Source organism: Escherichia sp. KTE114, from assembly GCF_000407765.1.
In the GTDB taxonomy this organism is placed as follows: Bacteria; Pseudomonadota; Gammaproteobacteria; order Enterobacterales; family Enterobacteriaceae; genus Escherichia; species Escherichia ruysiae.
On the sequence record NZ_KE136626.1, the window covers coordinates 3,144,616 to 3,161,362 of the forward strand.

15 protein-coding genes and 1 pseudogene are annotated in these 16,747 nt (G+C 53.0%); 5 read left to right on the forward strand and 11 right to left on the reverse strand.

Going from position 1 to position 16,747, the window contains the following annotated elements; all coding sequences use genetic code 11:
* Positions 1 to 5: 5 nt before the first annotated feature.
* The 3 genes from ansA to sppA all read right to left on the reverse strand — a co-directional run bounded on the left by ansA (position 6) and on the right by sppA (position 3,836).
* Complete coding sequence (ansA, locus tag WC5_RS06240; protein ID WP_001170166.1) at positions 6 to 1,022, reverse strand: asparaginase; 1,017 nt, start codon at positions 1,020 to 1,022, stop codon at positions 6 to 8.
* 131 nt (positions 1,023 to 1,153) lie between these two features.
* Entirely contained in the window at positions 1,154 to 1,864 is a 711-nt protein-coding gene (locus WC5_RS06235) for an SIMPL domain-containing protein (RefSeq protein ID WP_016231681.1), read from the reverse strand.
* Positions 1,865 to 1,979: 115 nt separating this feature from the next.
* Entirely contained in the window at positions 1,980 to 3,836 is a 1,857-nt protein-coding gene (gene sppA / locus WC5_RS06230) for a signal peptide peptidase SppA (RefSeq protein ID WP_001259801.1), read from the reverse strand.
* A gap of 161 nt (positions 3,837 to 3,997) precedes the next feature.
* Here sppA and WC5_RS06225 point away from each other — a divergent pair, with 161 nt between their 5' ends.
* The 3 genes from WC5_RS06225 (at position 3,998) to topB (ending at position 7,669) form a co-directional block, all read left to right on the forward strand.
* Positions 3,998 to 4,549: an NAD(P)H nitroreductase gene (locus WC5_RS06225; RefSeq protein ID WP_000339290.1), complete on the forward strand. Its 552-nt coding sequence runs from the start codon at positions 3,998 to 4,000 to the stop codon at positions 4,547 to 4,549.
* Positions 4,550 to 4,665: 116 nt separating this feature from the next.
* The gene (gene selD, locus WC5_RS06220; protein WP_001298241.1) at positions 4,666 to 5,709 is read left to right on the forward strand and encodes a selenide, water dikinase SelD; all 1,044 of its coding nucleotides are present in this window, start codon (positions 4,666 to 4,668) and stop codon (positions 5,707 to 5,709) included.
* A gap of 4 nt (positions 5,710 to 5,713) precedes the next feature.
* Complete coding sequence (gene topB / locus WC5_RS06215) at positions 5,714 to 7,669, forward strand: DNA topoisomerase III (protein ID WP_001235827.1); 1,956 nt, start codon at positions 5,714 to 5,716, stop codon at positions 7,667 to 7,669.
* Between the two features lie 72 nt (positions 7,670 to 7,741).
* On the opposite strand, the gene gdhA is transcribed toward topB, so the two are convergent.
* A complete protein-coding gene (gene gdhA / locus WC5_RS06210; RefSeq protein WP_000373052.1) occupies positions 7,742 to 9,085 on the reverse strand; it encodes an NADP-specific glutamate dehydrogenase in 1,344 nt (447 codons plus the stop codon).
* Positions 9,086 to 9,408: 323 nt separating this feature from the next.
* On the opposite strand from gdhA, the gene WC5_RS06205 reads away from it, so the two are divergent.
* On the forward strand, positions 9,409 to 9,681 hold the full coding sequence (locus WC5_RS06205) for a YnjH family protein (protein WP_000085251.1): 273 nt from the start codon (positions 9,409 to 9,411) through the stop codon (positions 9,679 to 9,681).
* On the opposite strand, the gene nudG is transcribed toward WC5_RS06205, so the two are convergent.
* Complete coding sequence (gene nudG / locus WC5_RS06200) at positions 9,641 to 10,054, reverse strand: CTP pyrophosphohydrolase (RefSeq protein ID WP_000781860.1); 414 nt, start codon at positions 10,052 to 10,054, stop codon at positions 9,641 to 9,643. The genes WC5_RS06205 and nudG overlap by 41 nt on opposite strands.
* 86 nt (positions 10,055 to 10,140) lie before the next feature.
* Between nudG and WC5_RS06195 the strand changes: the two genes are divergently transcribed.
* Positions 10,141 to 10,761 carry a CDP-alcohol phosphatidyltransferase family protein gene (locus WC5_RS06195; RefSeq protein WP_010348804.1) on the forward strand — a complete coding sequence of 207 codons (621 nt, stop codon included), beginning with the start codon at positions 10,141 to 10,143 and terminating at the stop codon, positions 10,759 to 10,761.
* An 8-nt stretch (positions 10,762 to 10,769) separates the two neighbouring features.
* Here the strand turns inward: WC5_RS06195 and ynjE are convergent.
* From ynjE to WC5_RS06170, 6 genes and pseudogenes are all read right to left on the reverse strand, one after another.
* Positions 10,770 to 12,077 (reverse strand): annotated as a pseudogene (gene ynjE / locus WC5_RS0122535) (thiosulfate sulfurtransferase YnjE).
* A 66-nt stretch (positions 12,078 to 12,143) separates the two neighbouring features.
* Positions 12,144 to 12,797, reverse strand: coding sequence for an ATP-binding cassette domain-containing protein (locus WC5_RS06190; protein ID WP_000882817.1), 654 nt, complete (start codon positions 12,795 to 12,797; stop codon positions 12,144 to 12,146).
* Complete coding sequence (locus WC5_RS06185) at positions 12,797 to 14,332, reverse strand: ABC transporter permease family protein (RefSeq protein ID WP_000224950.1); 1,536 nt, start codon at positions 14,330 to 14,332, stop codon at positions 12,797 to 12,799. The genes WC5_RS06190 and WC5_RS06185 overlap by 1 nt, the downstream gene beginning before the upstream one ends.
* On the reverse strand, positions 14,305 to 15,471 hold the full coding sequence (locus WC5_RS06180; RefSeq protein WP_001215386.1) for an ABC transporter substrate-binding protein: 1,167 nt from the start codon (positions 15,469 to 15,471) through the stop codon (positions 14,305 to 14,307). The genes WC5_RS06185 and WC5_RS06180 overlap by 28 nt, the downstream gene beginning before the upstream one ends.
* Before the next feature lie 9 nt (positions 15,472 to 15,480).
* The gene (locus WC5_RS06175; protein ID WP_000524094.1) at positions 15,481 to 16,029 is read right to left on the reverse strand and encodes a carboxymuconolactone decarboxylase family protein; all 549 of its coding nucleotides are present in this window, start codon (positions 16,027 to 16,029) and stop codon (positions 15,481 to 15,483) included.
* Positions 16,029 to 16,736: a TVP38/TMEM64 family protein gene (locus WC5_RS06170; RefSeq protein WP_021550676.1), complete on the reverse strand. Its 708-nt coding sequence runs from the start codon at positions 16,734 to 16,736 to the stop codon at positions 16,029 to 16,031. The genes WC5_RS06175 and WC5_RS06170 overlap by 1 nt, the downstream gene beginning before the upstream one ends.
* Between the last annotated feature and the right edge of the window lie 11 nt (positions 16,737 to 16,747).

Consider the following 16,747-nt stretch of genomic DNA (forward strand, 5'->3'; position numbering starts at 1 on the left):
TCTCCTTAATCATCCGGCGTCAGTTCGCCGCGCAGGTTTTGGCTCATGGCCTTACGAATGGTTTCGGTATCCAGTCCCTGGCTAAGCAGGTAGTGCAGTTTTGTTAATGTGGCTTCTACAGTCATATCCGCGCCGCCAATAACCCCGGCATGGGCGAGGGCGTTACCGGTAGCGTAACCCCCCATGTTCACTTTACCGGACATACATTGTGTCAGGTTGACCACCACAATACCGCGATCGCTGGCCTCTTGTAATTCTTGCAGGAAGGCTTTGTTTTGCGGCGCATTGCCCACGCCATATGAGCGCAAAATCAACGCCTTCACCGGTTGGCGGAGGAAATTGCGCACAACGCCAGCAGAAATCCCCGGATAAATTGTTACCACACCGATCGGTTGTGGGGTGATCGGATGAACGATCAGTTCACCTTCGCCGTGCGGTGCTGGGGGCGTATTTAAACGACGGATGTGAATACCGGCTTCCAGCAATGGAGGAAGATTTGGTGACGCAAAGGCATCAAAACCATCGGCATGGGCTTTGGTGGTGCGGTTACCGCGATACAGACGGTTATTAAAAAAGAGTGTTACTTCGTTGATCGGGTAATTCGCCGCAACATACAGCGCATTCAGCAAATTGATTTGTCCGTCAGAGCGTAATTCGGCTAAGGGAATTTGTGACCCTGTCACAATGACCGGTTTGCCGAGGTTCTCCAGCATGAACGACAGCGCAGAAGCGGTATAGGCCATCGTATCGGTGCCGTGCAGAATGACAAAACCATCATAGTCGTCATAGTGCGCTTTAATATCTTCAGCAATATGCTGCCAGTCTTCCGGCGTCATATCAGAAGAATCCATCAGCGGTGTATATTCATGAATAGTGAAATCTGGCATCTCCGGGCGATGGAACTCCGGCATCAGCGCCAGTTGGCGTTGCAAATGACCTGACACCGGAATATAACCCTGCTCGGAACGCTGCATCCCGATGGTCCCGCCCGTGTAGGCGACATAGATAGATTTCTTTTGCATGATATTGATATGAATGATGTAGAAAGAGCAAAAGTATATACGTGAGGCAGGGGGAGCGCACCTGGATACTCTGTGGATATGAGAAAAGTACGGCGGAACAGAGGAACTGGCGTCCCGCCGGATAAAAGTGGTTAATCCTGCAACGCATAGGTTACGGTCGTGACTACACGCACTGTTTTATTAATCGCCGTAGGATCATCTTCGTCACTGCCACTGGCGAAGATCTGGAATACGCCTTGTGATGCATCGCTAATGGAACCTACCTGGCTACCTGAGTCCGTTGCAAATTGTAATGCTGCGTTGCGTGCATCTTTGGTGGCGGCAGCAATCATCTCAGCGCGCAGTGCGCCAATACCATTAAAGCGATAGGCGACTTTGCTCTCGGCGATAGCGCCATCCGTAGCAACTTGCAGTTCATTTAATTTAGCGACAACTTTTTCGACAGCAGCAACGTTATGAGTTTTTATCGTAAAGGAGCCGTCGGCGTTATAGCGTGGCATTGTGGGATCATCTTTGAGATAAAAGGAATCCGTTCGTTTACTGGTCCACTGACCGAGGTTTATCTCTTTGTCGTTAATCCCCTGAGCGTTGAGTTCGGCAACAATTTTTTTCTGTGCGTCTTCCAGTTTTGGGAAAAGCTCGCCGGGAACATTACCTTTAAAGTTAATCGCAATTGTTAATTCTGCCGTATCTGCGCGAACTTCTTTTTCCGAAAGCCCCCGCACGTTTACATAGCGGTTGTTGGTCTTTAAATGTTTAACACCATCGCCGACGAAATAACCACAGGCGCTGATCCCCAGTCCGAGGACAATAGCGGCAATTAAAGAGGGTGCCTTATTCACTGATGACTCCTTATCAGATGCTAAATGAGCAAGGCAATGTAATGGAGGGTGGGAGTGAAAGACAGTCCGGTTCAGGAATGTGGCCGACAGCATATCGGCCACATATTTACAGAAATTAACGCACGTTGGCGCAGGTTAGGCAAAACGCATAACGGTTTTGCGGGTCGTTAAACGCTGCCAGCTTGTCGCTTTCGCTTTTCACGGTAGAGGCTACCGAAGCCAGTGGGGCAGGTAACATGGCCTGGAGCGCATCTGGCAACATCGCCCGAACAGAACCTGACATGTTGTCCATCACTTTGTCGAAGAAGGTCGGTTCATCGACGTAATATTCCAGATGCCACTGCTTCAGTTTTGCCAGTTCTGCCGCTTTTGCGACCGCATCATCGAAATCACCGAGGCTATCGACCAGACCGTTAGCTTTCGCATCCTGACCAGTCCAGACATGCCCCTGAGCGATTTTATCAATCTGTTCCGGCGTCGATTTGCGCGCATCGGCAACCAGCGTGATAAAGCGTTTGTAGCCATTCTCAATGCTTAACTGCATCATCTGCTGCGCTTCCGGCGGCAGTGCTTTAGTGATGGAAACATCCGCCAGCGGTGAAGTTGAGACGCCATCGGTATGAACACCAATCGAATCCAGACTGTTTTCGACGGTAGTGATCACGCCGAAAATACCAATAGAGCCGGTCAGGGTGCTGGGGTTAGCCACAATGTAATTAGCCGGAGTGGAGATCCAATAGCCGCCGGATGCCGCCATGCCGCCCATTGACACAACCACAGGTTTGCCCGCTGCTCTGGCTGCTGCCAGTTCAGAGCGGATCACCTCAGAGGCCGTAACGCTGCCGCCAGGGCTATTAACGCGCAGAACAATCGCTTTCACTTTTGGATCAAGACGAGCATCGCGGATTTGTGCCGCAGTGGTATCACCGCCTACATTCCCCTGAGTTTCCTCGCCATCCATAATTGCACCATTGGCAAACACTACACCGATGCCATCACCGCTATCTGCCGGAGTTTTCAGTGCGTAATCGTAATAGCTAATGGCGCGATAATTTTTATCCGACTTACTCCAGCCGAACTCTTTGGTCAGGGCTTTTTCGATTTCGGCACTTGACGCCAGCGCATCCACCAGTTTGTTATCCAGCGCATACTTCGCGGTATCGCCGCCAGTTTTGGTTAAACCATCAAGCAAACCTTGCGCCCCAGGGAATACCTGCTGGGCAGGGATCTGGCGGTTAGCGGCAACGGTATTAAGATAGTTTTGCCACAGCTCACCAATCCAGCGGCTGTCAGCTTCGCGGGCTGCCGGTGACATATCATCACGAATAAATGGTTCAACGGCAGATTTATACGTACCAACGCGGAACACATGAGTGGAAACTTTTAACTTATCCAACAACGATTTGTAGTACAGACCGTTGGTGGCAAGGCCATGTAGGTCGACCACACCTTGCGGGGAAAGCCAGATTTTATTGGCGAAACTGGCAAGATAATACTGCCCCTGACTGTAGTTCTCGCCAATGGCATAAACCGGTTTACCGCTGTCACGAAACTCTTTCAGAGCTTTGCCGATGTACTGCATGGAAGGCTGATCGCCGCCCGCGAAGTTTTTCAGATCCATCACGATACCGGTGATATTTCGGTCGTCCTTCGCCTGGCGAATAGTGTTGACGATATCAAACAGCGAGTTTTCCTGCAGACGATCGGAACTGGCACCAAGCAGCTGACGACTTAGCTTACTAAACCGCTGCGAACTGTCGGGCTTATCGACGATCACGCCAGAAATATCAAGCAGCAGTGCGCCACGACTGGCGGTTTCTTTCGAATCACCACCGCTGACCTGCATCCAGATCCCCACGCCAACCAGCACGAGAAAAATAAAGAATAGGTTAAGTACCATTTCACGGACGAAATTCAGCAGACGCCACGTCCATTTAAAAAATCCGGCAATAAATCGCCAAAGGGTTCGCATGTATTCTCCCAGACTAAAAGTTACACCTGTTGCAGGTGCAAGTGATGTGGTTATCGTAATGACCCAACCGGCACTTGTCAGCAGGAATCATGGACTGTGCTGTAACAAAATCCACTCTCGTGTTAATTTTGTGAATAAACATCATGACAGGAGTTAATCAAATGGATGCACTCGAACTATTGATCAACCGCCGTAGCGCCTCCCGTCTGGCTGAGCCAGCGCCAACGGGTGAGCAACTGCAAAATATCCTGCGCGCGGGTATGCGTGCGCCAGACCATAAATCCATGCAACCGTGGCATTTCTTTGTGATTGAAGGGGAAGGGCGTGAGCGTTTCAGCGCCGTTCTGGAACAGGGGGCGATTGCTGCCGGTAGCGATGAAAAAGCAATCGACAAAGCGCGTAATGCGCCGTTCCGGGCACCGCTCATCATAACAGTGGTGGCGAAATGCGAAGAAAATCATAAAGTCCCGCGCTGGGAGCAGGAAATGTCGGCGGGTTGCGCGGTTATGGCAATGCAAATGACAGCGGTTGCCCAGGGCTTTGGCGGCATCTGGCGCAGTGGCGTATTAACTGAAAGCCCGGTGGTGCGTGACGCATTCGGCTGTCGCGAGCAGGATAAAATTGTCGGATTTCTCTATCTCGGTACGCCACAACTGAAAGCGTCAACGTCGATAAACATTCCGGACCCGACACCGTTTGTGACTTATTTTTGATAAAAACGGCAAAACTGTGTGGATTGTGAGCAAAGGCGCAGTAATTCAGACACTCTCACTTATCACTTCACGGAATGAGGGTTACCATACCCGGATTGCATTGACAGGAGATGTCCATGAGCGAGAACTCGATTCGTTTGACCCAATACAGCCACGGAGCCGGTTGCGGCTGTAAAATTTCCCCAAAAGTGCTGGAAACTATCCTGCACAGCGAGCAGGCGAAGTTTGTTGATCCGAATTTGCTTGTGGGTAACGAAACCCGCGACGATGCGGCGGTGTACGATCTGGGCAATGGCACCAGCGTTATCAGCACCACCGACTTCTTTATGCCGATTGTTGATAATCCTTTCGATTTTGGTCGCATTGCGGCGACTAACGCCATCAGCGATATCTTCGCGATGGGCGGCAAACCGATTATGGCAATTGCGATCCTCGGCTGGCCGATTAACAAACTGTCCCCGGAAATTGCTCGCGAAGTCACCGAAGGTGGTCGCTACGCATGTCGTCAGGCGGGTATTGCGCTGGCTGGCGGTCACTCCATCGACGCGCCGGAACCGATTTTCGGTCTGGCGGTAACGGGGATCGTTCCAACTGAGCGGGTGAAGAAAAACAGTACCGCACAAGCCGGATGTAAACTGTTCCTGACGAAACCGCTGGGGATTGGCGTTCTTACCACTGCGGAGAAAAAATCACTCCTGAAACCGGAACATCAGGGACTGGCGACGGAAGTGATGTGCCGGATGAACATCGCAGGCGCGTCCTTTGCCAACATCGAAGGCGTAAAAGCGATGACTGACGTGACTGGTTTTGGTCTGCTGGGGCATTTGAGCGAAATGTGTCAGGGCGCAGGCGTACAGGCACGTGTCGACTATGACGCGATCCCGAAACTGCCGGGCGTGGAAGAGTACATTAAGCTGGGCGCAGTACCTGGCGGCACCGAACGCAACTTTGCCAGCTATGGTCATCTGATGGGTGAAATGCCGCGTGAAGTGCGCGATCTGCTGTGCGATCCGCAAACTTCCGGCGGTCTGCTGCTGGCGGTAATGCCAGAGGCTGAAAACGAAGTAAAAGCTACCGCTGCTGAATTTGGTATCGAACTGACGGCGATTGGCGAACTGGTGCCTGCGCGCGGCGGTCGTGCCATGGTTGAGATCCGTTAATTCAATGCGGTTATTTATTGCCGAAAAACCGAGTCTGGCGCGCGCTATTGCTGATGTCCTGCCCAAACCGCACCGTAAAGGCGATGGCTTTATCGAGTGCGGTAACGGTCAGGTGGTGACCTGGTGTATTGGTCACCTGCTTGAGCAGGCGCAGCCAGACGCCTACGACAGTCGCTATGCGCGCTGGAATCTTGCGGATTTGCCGATTGTCCCGGAAAAGTGGCAATTACAGCCACGCCCCTCCGTGACCAAACAACTTAATGTCATCAAACGCTTCCTGCATGAAGCCAGCGAAATCGTTCATGCCGGAGACCCGGATCGTGAAGGGCAATTGCTGGTGGATGAAGTGCTGGACTATCTGCAACTGGCACCGGAAAAGCGCCAGCAGGTGCAGCGTTGCTTGATCAACGATCTGAACCCGCAGGCGGTTGAACGGGCGATCGATCGTCTTCGTTCCAATAGCGAGTTTGTGCCGCTATGCGTTTCTGCGCTGGCGCGAGCGCGTGCCGACTGGCTGTACGGCATCAATATGACCCGCGCGTACACCATTCTCGGTCGCAATGCGGGTTATCAGGGCGTACTTTCCGTTGGACGCGTGCAGACGCCCGTGCTCGGGCTGGTGGTGCGCCGCGACGAAGAAATTGAAAACTTCGTGGCGAAAGATTTCTTTGAGGTCAAAGCGCATATTGTGACGCCTGCCGATGAGCGATTTACCGCTATCTGGCAACCGAGCGAAGCGTGTGAGCCGTACCAGGATGAAGAAGGGCGCTTGTTGCATCGTCCGCTGGCGGAGCATGTGGTCAACCGCATCAGCGGCCAACCGGCGATTGTCACCAGTTATAACGATAAACGGGAATCAGAATCCGCGCCGTTGCCGTTTTCGCTTTCGGCGTTGCAGATTGAAGCGGCAAAACGCTTTGGTCTGAGTGCGCAGAACGTACTTGATATCTGTCAGAAACTGTACGAAACGCACAAACTGATCACTTATCCACGTTCCGATTGTCGTTATTTGCCGGAAGAACATTTTGCCGGACGTCAGGCGGTGATGAATGCTATCAGCGTTCATGCGCCGGGCTTGTTACCGCAGCCGGTGGTTGATCCGAATTTACGCAACCGCTGCTGGGATGACAAAAAGGTCGATGCACACCACGCCATCATCCCAACCGCGCGGAGTTCTGCCATCAACCTGACGGAGAACGAAGCGAAGGTCTATAACCTGATTGCCCGTCAGTATTTGATGCAGTTCTGTCCGGATGCGGTGTTCCGCAAATGTGTTATCGAACTGGACATTGCCAAAGGAAAATTTGTCGCTAAAGCCCGTTTTCTTGCTGAAGCAGGCTGGCGCACGCTGTTAGGCAGCAAAGAGCGTGATGAAGAAAACGATGGCACGCCATTGCCGGTGGTAGCGAAAGGCGATGAGTTATTGTGTGAAAAAGGTGAAGTGGTAGAGCGGCAAACTCAGCCACCACGTCATTTCACCGATGCAACGCTACTTTCAGCGATGACCGGGATCGCGCGCTTTGTGCAGGACAAAGATCTGAAAAAGATCCTTCGTGCGACCGATGGCCTGGGGACGGAAGCAACTCGTGCCGGGATTATTGAACTGCTGTTCAAGCGTGGTTTCCTGACCAAAAAAGGGCGCTATATCCACTCCACCGACGCCGGAAAAGCGTTATTCCATTCGCTGCCAGAGATGGCGACGCGACCGGACATGACGGCACACTGGGAATCGGTGCTGACGCAAATCAGCGAAAAGCAGTGTCGCTACCAGGACTTTATGCAGCCGCTGGTGGGGACGCTTTACCAATTGATTGATCAGGCAAAACGTACGCCAGTGCGGCAGTTTCGCGGCATAGTGGCACCGGGTAGTGGAGAAGAGAAGAAAAAGGCTTCACCACGCAAGCGAGCGGTGAAAAAAAGCCCGCCATCAGAAGACGCGGGCAGTGGAGCGATAACATAAAGGTCTGATGTAGTAGATTTTTGTAGGCCGGATGCGGCGTTCACGCCGCATCCGGCACAAACGCCTGATGACTTAAATCACGCCTTGCGCCAGCATCGCATCCGCAACCTTCACAAAACCTGCAATATTCGCGCCCTGCACGTAGTTGGTTTGCTCACCTTCACCACCGTGTTCAACACAGGCGTGGTGGATATCCAGCATAATGTGGTGTAAACGCGCATCAACCTTCTCGGCTTTCCAGCCCAGACGCGCAGCGTTTTGCGCCATTTCCAGCCCCGATGTTGCTACACCGCCAGCATTAGCTGCTTTACCCGGTGCAAACAGTACGCCTGCCTGCTGGAACAGTTCAGTTGCTTCAATGGTCGTTGGCATATTTGCCCCTTCCGCCACCGCTTTAACACCATTGGCGATAAGCTGATGTGCGGCGTCAACATCCAGTTCGTTCTGGGTCGCGCATGGCAGGGCGATATCCACCGGCACAGACCACGGCTGTTGGCCTTCGAGATAGACCAGACCAAATTCTTTGGCGTAATCTGCCACGCGACCATCGCGGCTGGATTTGATTTCGATAAGACGCGCCAGTTTCTCTTTCGTGAATCCACTTTCATCAACCACGGTGCCGCTGGAGTCTGATGCTGTAACCACACGAGCACCAAATTCCATCGCTTTTTCGATAGCGTACTGGGCGACGTTGCCGGAGCCAGAAACGGAAACACGCATTCCTTCAAAACCCATACCGTGGCGTTTCAGCATCGCTTCCGTGAAATAAACCAGACCGTAACCGGTCGCTTCCGGGCGAATCAGACTGCCGCCAAAAGATAGCCCCTTGCCGGTGAAGACGCAGGCGGTATTGTTGGAGAGCTTTTTCATCATCCCCGCCATAAAGCCGACTTCACGCCCACCAACGCCGATATCGCCCGCCGGAACGTCGGTATCTGCACCCAGGTGACGGTACAGTTCGGTCATCAGCGCCTGGCAGAAACGCATCACTTCGCCTTCGCTTTTCCCTTTTGGATCGAAATCGCTGCCGCCTTTACCACCGCCCATCGGCAGGGTAGTCAGGGCATTTTTAAAGGTTTGCTCGAAGCCGAGGAATTTAAGAATGGAGAGGTTTACGGACGGATGGAAACGCATACCACCTTTATACGGACCGATGGCGGAGCTGAACTGGACACGCCAGGCGCGGTTAACCTGTACCTGATTGCGATCATCAACCCACACTACGCGAAACTGGATCACGCGCTCCGGTTCAACCAGGCGCTCCAGTAACGACATCTGGCGATATTTTGGATTTTGTTCAAGAAAAGGCCAGAGAGTGGTCATTACTTCACGAACGGCTTGCGCGAACTCGGTTTGATTCGGGTCGCGCTTTTGGACATGGTTGAGGAATGACTCCAGAGAATATGTCTGATCCATAGATATAAAACCCTTATATATTAATACGATTGTGCTTATGTTGTTTATGTCATGTGCTTTTGCAGTTTTCGACTATACCATCAAGAATGTGACGGTAAGCAAGAAAAAAATGACACCGGAAAGCAAATTAATAATGTATGGAAGTTATAAAAGTCACCTAATGTCAGGTGCGTTTTATCAGACCTGGAAAACCGGGCGCATTTTCAAGAGTGATCCGTCGGCTGGATAAGGCGTTCACGCCGCCTCCGGCAACCAGACGCTAAAGTTTTCCCGCCTGGTTACCGTTATCAGTACCAGAGGCAACGAAAAATAAGGAGTTTCCTGTGAGTCGAGCATTACTCGCCGTAGCGTTGGTATTTCCATTATTTGCGCTGGCTAACCCGCAATATCGTCCGGATGTGGAAGTGAATGTGCCGCCGGAGGTGTTTAGTTCTGGCGGGAAATCGGCGCAGCCCTGTAACCAGTGCTGCGTTTATCAGGATCAAAATTATTCGGAGGGCGCAGTGATTAAAGCGGAGGGGATACTGCTGCAATGTCAGAGGGATGACAAAACCATTAGCACCAATCCGCTGGTCTGGCGGCGCGTAAAGCCATAAACGCATGAAGTAGTGGAATATCAGCAGGAGCCAGCGGATATTGCAATGCTTCCTCTGGCAGACACCAGACCAGCGCCTGATGTTCGTGTGCCTGTAACGTACCGTGGAAGTCCGGTACGTGCCAGGCATGAAGATGGATAATCCGGCCAGACACTTCCCGCTGATGGCTGGCAACATATTCACCAACCGTTGCGTCAATGCCCAGTTCTTCGCGCAATTCCCGTACCAGCGCCTGTGGCTGACTTTCATCCGCCTCGACTTTGCCACCGGCAAACTCCCATAACCCCGCCTGATCGCTATGGGCGGGGCGTTGTGCGAGTAAAATTTTGCCATCCCGCTCGATAATGGCGGCAACAACTTCAATCATTTTCATAAATTACCCACGGTCGAATACAGGAAAAATGCCATAATATCCGCAGTGTTGCCCGATCAGAAGGGCTTTATATTTAAGGAGTGCCCGTGTTAGACCGACATCTTCATCCGCGAATTAAACCGTTGTTGCATCAGTGCGTGCGGGTTCTTGATAGACCCGGAATAACGCCAGATGGTTTAACGTTAGTGGGGTTTGCCATCGGTGTGCTGGCATTGCCGTTTCTGGCGCTGGGATGGTATCTGGCGGCGCTGATTGCCATTTTGCTCAACAGGTTGCTTGATGGTCTGGACGGCGCGCTGGCGAGGCGCAGAGGGTTAACTGACGCAGGCGGTTTTCTTGATATTTCTCTCGATTTCCTCTTTTACGCGCTGGTGCCGTTCGGGTTTATTCTCGCCGCACCAGAACAAAACGCGCTGGCGGGAGGCTGGCTGTTGTTTGCGTTTATCGGCACGGGCAGCAGTTTTCTCGCGTTTGCTGCGCTGGCGGCGAAGCACCAGATTGATAACCCCGGCTATGCACATAAATCTTTTTACTATCTGGGGGGATTAACCGAAGGCAGCGAGACGATTTTGCTGTTTGTCCTGAGTTGCCTCTTTCCGGCCTATTTCTCGTGGTTTGCGTGGATTTTTGGCGCGCTGTGTTGGATGACGACATTTACGCGAGTGTGGAGTGGGTATCTGACGCTGAAGTCGCTTCAGCGTCAGTAATTGCCGTGTTATTTGCTACTGTCCGGGGCGCGTTCACCGGTTGCTACCGGATTTTTCGGATCGCTGCTCCATTCATACCAGCCGCCGTCGTAAACGGAGACATTCTTCCAGCCCATTGCGCGCGCATACATAAAGGTTTCTGAGGCGCGCCAGCCGGTGCCGCAATAGAACGAGACTTGTTGATCTGGTTTGATATTCCATGCTTTCCACATAGCGGTAATATCATCGGCGCTACGCATGGTGCCATCCGGGTTATGGAAATCTTCCATATGCGTCGAGTCGCTACCAGCGTGTCCCCAACGTGCTCCGGCTATTTCACCTTTTGGCTTGATGTAGCTGTAACCGCTGGTCGTACCGATAAATTCTGGCCACGAACGAATGCTTACCAGTGAAGCATCCTGACGATGCAGTAGTCCACGTGCCTGCTCCATATCGAGCATCAGTTGCGGTTGCGCCGGGATCTTCACGCCGAAGTCAGGTTCCGGTTTTACTTTCGGTGGCGTACCGCGCTCAACGGGCAGCCCCGCATCAGACCACGTTTGCCAGCCGCCATCCAGCAGGCGCACATCTTTCACGCCTGCGTACAGCATAATCTGTGCCACGCGCGCTGCGGCGTAAACGTCTCACCCGTACAGAATGACCGTGGTGTCATGGCGAATGCCGTGCTTTGCCAGCATCGCTTTCAGTTGCTCATCAGAAACTTTGTTCCACAGCGGTTCGCTTTCAACTTCGTTGGTATCGATGTAGTCAGCGCCGGGAATATGGCTGATAAGGTAAAACTTTGGTGCGCCCCAGGCTGCTTCAATGACTTTCCAGTCACCGGCAGGTTTTGCCGTAACCTCTTTACCTTGTTGCAGGTCATGCAGCCATTGCGGGTAAACCAGTTGCTCAAAGTGCGGCAGTTTTTGCAGGCGGGAAGGTTCGCTTAGCGCGTCACTCAGGATGGAGATATGCGTAAAGCCTGCTTTTTGCAGACGCGTTTTGACGGCTTCGACGTCTTTGTCATTACCGTATAACGCCACCGGCACATCGGCTTTCAGGTTATGTTGCTTGATCCACTCGTTGAGCTGTTCGGCGCTCATTTTGTCGAGCCAGCTTGCAGAAAGGTTTAAGGCGGCAGGTTCATGACCGGAAGGGCCATTTAAAGTTTGTGGCCAGCCGTTATAAAACGCGCTGGGGCGAGTATCTATCGCTTTGCCATTTTGTTGTTGAAGCTGGTCAAAAGTAAGAGGCTTCGCCAGTTCTGCGGCCCACGAAGAAGCGCAAGCCAGCCCTAAAGCCATTGCCAGCGCGGTCATTTGAGAAACACGTTTCATCGAAAATCCCGACATTGTAGTTTTGAGTGCGCCATTCTGAACTGGCGCATGAGGAAAAACTTTGCGTTATCGCAGTTTGTTGTAATTTTCTGACCACTGCATCATATCCAGAACCAGGCCACCAGCGGGAACATCCTGTAAATCATGGGTTACCTGAACGACCGGGATCGCCAGGGCGCGAACTTCGCTAAACACCCACTGGCGAAAACTGTCGCGCAAAGCCACGTCAAGACGGCTGAATGGTTCATCGAGTAATAATGCTTTGGGTTGGGCGAGAAGGGCGCGTAGCAGAGCTACCCGTGCCCGCTGACCACCAGACAGAGTTGCCGGATCCTGATGGAAAGTATCACCAAGTCCCGCGCGCTCAAGCGCATCATTCACGGCATTGTGCCTTGCAACACCTTTGAGTGTCGCCGGTAGCGCCAGCAGTAAATTTTGCCCGACGCTGAACTGGTCAAATAACAGCGCATCCTGGAAAAGAATGCCAACCTGGCGCTGTGCAGTCGGCAGCATGTCGATCCGCTGCTCATTGAGCCATAGCTCACCTGTACAAGAAAACTGCCCGGACAGCGCGCCAATCATCCAGGAAAACAGCGTGGATTTACCACAGCCTGACGCCCCCATTAACGTGACAATGTCACCTTTGGTGGCCGTAAAGTTGACGTTCTTTAGTAAGCAGGTTCCTGGCAAACGTAGCGAAACATCTTTCACGCAGAGCATTAGCGGAGTCCTTGTCTGACATAACCTACCCATTTTGCAAGCAGGGCGGTCAGGGCAAAAATAATAAGCGGTAATAGCAGTTGCCATAAAGCCTGGGCGGCGAGGATACCGTTGCTGCCTCCGCTGCTTAACGCCACCGCTTCTGTGGTGAGCGTCGGAAAACGTCCCGCACCGAGCCACAGCGTCGGCATATATTGCGCAATACTCACTGAAAATCCGACAGCGAACGCAATTAGCGCGGGGCGTAGCATAAGCGGGAATTTCACATAACAGAATATTTTGGCTTGTGACCAGCCCAGCGTTTGTGCAATCAAAATTAATCGCGAGTCGATGCGCCGCCAGGCGGGGTGCAGGATAAACAGCATCCACGGCATCACCCACAGCAGATGCCCCCAGACCACCGCCGTCCAGCTACCATCCAGATTCAACCATAATGCCAGCGTGTACTGGCCTGCCACTAATGGCAGTGCCGGTAATAAAATGGGCATCCATAACCATAGCTGGCGACGCTTTGGCCCCCATTCCAGCCACAGCAGTAACAGGATCAACGCGATGAATGTCGCGACCAGAGCCATAGTCAGGCTATTGAGTAGCGCCTCAAGATTGATCGTCGATTGATCCGCGAGGATCGCCAGCAGAACCACACAGAGCACCCCCGTTAATGGTAATAACCTCGCCAGCGTATAGCCGGGCAGTAAAGCCGTGGCTGGTTTGCGAACGCCATCTTCGCGGGGAATGGTGTTCCTCCAGGCGCGCCATAACAGATAGCCCAGCAAAACACAGGTGGCGAGTAACGCCATCAGCAGCAGGCTGGCGAGCGCGCCTTTAATCTGTTGATCTGTATCGCCCTGAGTTAACCACTGCCAGCTAATTACTGCCAGCGTCGGTGGATTACCTGGCCCAAGGATAATTGCTACATCCACGACCGACAGCGTCCATGCGACAATCGCCAGCATCGCCATTGCCAGAGCAGGAGCGACGGAGGGCAACAGCAGCCAGTTCAGGCATTGCCAGCGGCTGTAGCCCAGTGAATCCATCACTATAACCTGCTGTAGCAGCCGTTTTTCACTTAGCACGGCTGACAAGATCCACAGCAGAAATGCGCTTTCTTTCAGCGCCAGAGTGAAACCCAGCCCAATACCTAATTTGTCCATTGGCGGAGTGAAATACGGGAAATAGTCGTAAAGCAGGCCGCCGTCAGCAAAGAGCAGAAGGGCGCTGGTGGCAAAAGCCACGTGGGGAATGGCGAGCAGCCACGGCAGACGGGCGCACAGATGCAGCCATTTTACGCCAGGCCACAGCGCGACAATCACCAGCAGGGCAATCAACAATGCCCCGACCGCCGCGATAGTCGTCGAAACCAGCGTCGCCAGTAATGCCTGTGGTAACTGCGGGTCGGCAAATAACGCCTGCCAGTGCGTCAGCGACAAGGCAGGCGCTATCAGCGTGAAAGCTGCCGGGATTAGTGGTGCGTAAATCACCGCCACCATCGCCCACAGCAGAAAGATTAATGCGTACCGTAACGGCGTAGCCATTCTTGTTCCAGCGCATTTACCCAGCCTGCATGTGGTTCCGCCAGTACCGGCGGCAGATTCTGCGGCATTCTTGATTGCAATGTTTCACGCTGCGTGTCAGGCAGTTTCTGTGGATCGAGAACCGAAGGATCGCCCCAGACAGCGGGATCCGCTTTACGCAGTTGCGCATCGGGTGAGAGCAGGAAGTTGGCGACAACCTTCGCCGCAGCACTGGCATTCGCATTGGCTGGAATGGTGACGAAATGGACGTTGCCAAGCATCCCCTCGCTAAAGCCGAAGCTGTAACTGCTTGCTGGCAAATCACCGCTGGCTATTTTTTGTTGTGCATGAGCGGGGTTAAAGGTTAGCGACAGGCGCAATGTACCGGCTTTCAGCAGAGCATCCATTCGTGCAGGCGAAGGCGGGAAATCCTTTCCTTCGCGCCACAAATACGGATGCAGTGCATCAAGATATTGCCACAAGGGCGCAGTGATACGGGCGAAAGTCGCATCGTTCGGCGCTGCTTTTAATGCGGCGGGGTCTGGCGTCAGCATAATCAGCAACTGTTCCAGAAACGCCGTGCCTGTGAAGTCCGGTGGGCGCGGATAAGTCACCGTGCCGGGATTGGCTTTGGCAAACTCCAGTAACGCTTGCGGTGTTTGTGGTGGCTGTGGCGTAACATCGCGGCGGGCGATAAACGTCAGTTGTGCGCCACCCCACGGCGATTCCGCGCCTTCGGTCGGCACAGAAAAATCTTCCCGTACCGGTAGTTGCGTATCGACGTAACGCCAGTTGGGTAGAGCCTCTGCCCAGCCGGTTTGTAATAAATTGGCCTCTTTTAAGGTGCGGAAGTTTTCACCATTTACCCACAGAAGATCCACCGAACCGCCTGTTTTGCGCCCGGCAGCGGCCTCCGTCTGAATGCGTTTTACTGCGTCTGCGGCATCCGCCAGGCGGACAATCTTCAGGTTTATATCGTAATGGGTTTTCATCTCGCCGCTAACCCAGTCGAGATAGCGGTTAATTGCCGTATCGCCGCCCCAGGCGTTAAACCAGACGGTTTGCCCTTTGGCGTCGTTTTTGATTTCCTGCCAGTCACTGGCATGTGTTGCCAAAGAAAACAGCGATAACAATCCCAGCAACCACACACAATGGCGCATCATCTCTCCTTAAGAACGTTTTTCAGGAAGTCGGCACAGCCCCTGAGCGGGAATGTCCATGGCAGAATTAAAACGGGCTGACAGATTTTGCAGGCCGATCAATGCTGTCAGCTCGGTGAGTGCCTGAGCGTCAAAATGGGCAGCCAGTCGGGTACGCAGGGCATCATCGACCGTTGGCGGCGTGACGCTCGCAGCTTCGGCGTATTCCAGCGCCAGCCGCTCCTCATCGCTGAACAGCGGGCTTTGCCGCCAGTCAGCTACCGCCAGCAGTTTGTCAGTGCTACCGGTACGCTCCGCGACTTTCATACTGGTGATATCCACACAAAACTCACACAGACACATTTGTGCAATGCGTGCGCTGACAAGCGATCGCACCACCGGATCGAGCGGTGAATGTTTGCGCTCCAGCCAGCCGACAAACATCGACACCAGATAAAAGATAAACGGAATTCGCCCCCACCAGCGAATTGGGCTTAGCACCTCGCCATAATGGCGACGATGCAGCCACGCCTGCGGACGTAAAATCAAAGGAATTTTGCTAAGCGGCGGTAAACCCATCAGGCATTCCTCTTCTGGCGTTCAAGCCATATTTTTTTCGCCATAAAAATCACCACGGTCAGGGCAAACAGGATAAACAGTCCGGTGACAAACCAGAATGTGCCGCCCGTTAACATGCTGCCCGCCCAGGAATAGACGATGGTTGCGGGTAGCTGACCAAGCCCGGTGGCGATAAAAAACGAGCGAAAACGTATTGAAGTCAATCCGGCAGCATAGCTGATAGGATCGAAAGGGACAAAAGGCAATAACCGACATACCAGGATGGTGTGTTTGCCGTAGCGGGTAAAAAAGCCGTCCATGCTGTTAAGCACGGTTTTACCGGTTAACTTTTCCACTACTTCGCGACCCATCACTCTGGCGATAAAAAAGCACAGCGCCGCACCCGCCATCGAACTGGTCCACGACAGCAAGCCGCCCCAGAATGCGCCAAACAGTGACGCATTGGCAAAGGTTATCAAAAACGCAGGCAGCGGCGCGGCAATGGCCTGTAAGATCATCAAGAAGAACGAGACCACAGCCGCCTGTGTGCCGTAAGACTGAATAAAGCGTTCTATACCCTGTTGATCCACGGCGGCAAACGCCGCAACGCTGCGATTGATAAACTCATGGACGCCGGGAAGCAGCGCCCATGCCAGCAGCACAGCGAACAACAGGATGATGATGGTGGCACGATAGTACCAGATTTTACGCGATTGCATTTTCATCATCCTTTATCCTG

Bases quoted from the DNA above. Each gene is read 5' to 3' on its own strand.
- topB (WP_001235827.1), top strand. From the start codon at position 5,714: ATGCGGTTATTTATTGCCGAAAAACCGAGTCTGGCGCGCGCTATTGCT.
- ansA (WP_001170166.1), bottom strand. From the start codon at position 1,022: ATGCAAAAGAAATCTATCTATGTCGCCTACACGGGCGGGACCATCGGG.
- WC5_RS06180 (WP_001215386.1), bottom strand. From the start codon at position 15,471: ATGCGCCATTGTGTGTGGTTGCTGGGATTGTTATCGCTGTTTTCTTTG.
- WC5_RS06175 (WP_000524094.1), bottom strand. From the start codon at position 16,029: ATGGGTTTACCGCCGCTTAGCAAAATTCCTTTGATTTTACGTCCGCAG.
- WC5_RS06185 (WP_000224950.1), bottom strand. From the start codon at position 14,332: ATGGCTACGCCGTTACGGTACGCATTAATCTTTCTGCTGTGGGCGATG.
- WC5_RS06225 (WP_000339290.1), top strand. From the start codon at position 3,998: ATGGATGCACTCGAACTATTGATCAACCGCCGTAGCGCCTCCCGTCTG.
- WC5_RS06190 (WP_000882817.1), bottom strand. From the start codon at position 12,797: ATGCTCTGCGTGAAAGATGTTTCGCTACGTTTGCCAGGAACCTGCTTA.
- WC5_RS06170 (WP_021550676.1), bottom strand. From the start codon at position 16,736: ATGATGAAAATGCAATCGCGTAAAATCTGGTACTATCGTGCCACCATC.
- selD (WP_001298241.1), top strand. From the start codon at position 4,666: ATGAGCGAGAACTCGATTCGTTTGACCCAATACAGCCACGGAGCCGGT.
- nudG (WP_000781860.1), bottom strand. From the start codon at position 10,054: ATGAAAATGATTGAAGTTGTTGCCGCCATTATCGAGCGGGATGGCAAA.
- sppA (WP_001259801.1), bottom strand. From the start codon at position 3,836: ATGCGAACCCTTTGGCGATTTATTGCCGGATTTTTTAAATGGACGTGG.
- gdhA (WP_000373052.1), bottom strand. From the start codon at position 9,085: ATGGATCAGACATATTCTCTGGAGTCATTCCTCAACCATGTCCAAAAG.